This window comes from Rhizobium hidalgonense, from assembly GCF_002914525.1.
Lineage (GTDB): Bacteria > Pseudomonadota > Alphaproteobacteria > Rhizobiales > Rhizobiaceae > Rhizobium > Rhizobium hidalgonense.
Genome location: NZ_LODW01000007.1, coordinates 1 through 1,793 on the forward strand (window position 1 = coordinate 1; position 1,793 = coordinate 1,793).

Here is a 1,793-nt window from a genome sequence, read left to right on the forward strand (position 1 = left end):
GTAACTGGAGCAGATCTGGTGGCAGAAGGGATTCCTGTTTTTTGTGAATCATGATTCACTTCCTTTATGACGAAGCGCCGCCTCCCCATGGTCGAGCATGCCGACACGCTGTCGCTGAAGGCGCTGCGGGAGTTGGTGACTGGTCTGGTGGAGCGGGCTGATCGGGCAGAAATCCGGATCGAGAAGCTTGAGGCTGACAACCGAAAGCTTCGTGAAGAAAACGACCTGCTCAGGGTAGAGAACACGCGGCTGAAGGTCGACAACCAGCTTCTGCGCGACGAGATTGCGCGGCTCAAAAACCTGCCGCCGCGCCCACCCTTCAGGCCATCGGGCATGGAACAGGCAACGAGTGACAAAACGGTTGCCGGCAGCCGAAAGCCTGCGCGGCGTCGCGGGCCGAAAGGCGACAAGGGCAGCGTCACGCGCGAAGAGGTGCTGCCTGCCAACGCACCACCCGGATCGCGCTTCAAGGGCTACAAGGATTGCGTGGTGCGGGATCTGGTCGTGCGGGCCGAAGTGGTGCGCTATCGCCGCGAATGCTGGGTGACTCCGGATGGACGCACGATCGTCGCGCCGCTGCCTGCGGGGATAAAGGGCGGCTACGGCGCCAGTCTGCGTCGCTTCTGCCTGATGCTTCATAGCCATGGGCAGGTGACGACGCAGCGATTGACGACCTTGCTGAACGATGTCGGCGTCGAGATTTCCAAACGCCAGGTCATCCGGTTTTTGACAGAGTGGCTGGATGGCTTTCATGCCGAGGATGCTGCCGTGCTGCATGCGGGCCTGGTCTCGGCTCCCTTTGTCACGGTTGACGACACTGGCGCCCGTCATGCCAACCGCAATTTCCATACGACACAGATCGGAGGCGAGCATTTCACCGCCTTCCGCACGGCGCCGTCGAAGTCGCGGCTGAACTTTCTGGCCCTGCTGCGCGGCAACTATCAGGACTATGTTCTCAACGATGCCGCCTTCACCTTTCTGGAAGATCGTCAGGTCGACCCCGCCCTTCTGGCGCATTTGAATACATGTGAACCGCGGCGGTTTGCCAATCAGGTTCCGTTTCTCGCGTACCTGGCCGAACATGGCGTCGATATCTTTGACAGTGACGCTCTTCGCCCGTTTGCCGAGGCCGGCATCTGGGGCTCCATCCGCCATCATGGCCTGGTCGGCAATGCGGTGATTGTCTCCGACGATGCCGGACAATTCCGTGTCGGCACCCATGCGCTGTGTTGGGTTCACGCCGAACGTTTGCTGCACAAGCTGATGCCGGCAACACCCGGCCAAGTGAAGCATGTCGAGACGCTGCGCGAGCTGATCTGGCTTTTTTACAAACTTCTGAAAGACTACCAGCGAAGACCTAGTAGGCGAGCGGCCCAAGGCCTTCAGGTCCGGTTCGATCGGATATTCTCCATCCGCACCGGCTATGGCGACCTCGACAAACTCTTGTCTCGGTTGAAGCGCCGCAAGGCCGAGCTGCTGCGGGTTCTGGAGCGGCCTGAGACGCCGCTGCATACGAACGCCTCGGAAAGAGATCTGCGCGGCTTTGTCATCAAGCGAAAGATTTCCGGCGGCACGGTCAGTCGCAACGGCCGGCAGGCGCGTGACAGCATGCTCGGTCTGATGAAGACCTGCCAGAAGCTTGGCCTGTCGTTCTGGCACTACCTTGGCGACCGGTTGGGCATCGGCGACGACGATCATCGTGTTCCGCCACTCCCTTCCATGGTTGCGGCACGCGCCTGAAGGCTTGTCCCTGCTCATTGTGCTGGCATTGCCACCGGATTTGCCCCGCTTAC

1 protein-coding gene is annotated in these 1,793 nt (G+C 60.6%); it reads left to right on the top strand.

Annotation, left to right across the window (positions count from 1 at the left end):
• Nucleotides 1-66: 66 nt before the first annotated feature.
• On the top strand, nucleotides 67-1,740 hold the full coding sequence (locus ATY29_RS00075) for an IS66 family transposase (protein WP_097537548.1): 1,674 nt from the start codon (nucleotides 67-69) through the stop codon (nucleotides 1,738-1,740).
• Nucleotides 1,741-1,793 lie beyond the last annotated feature (53 nt).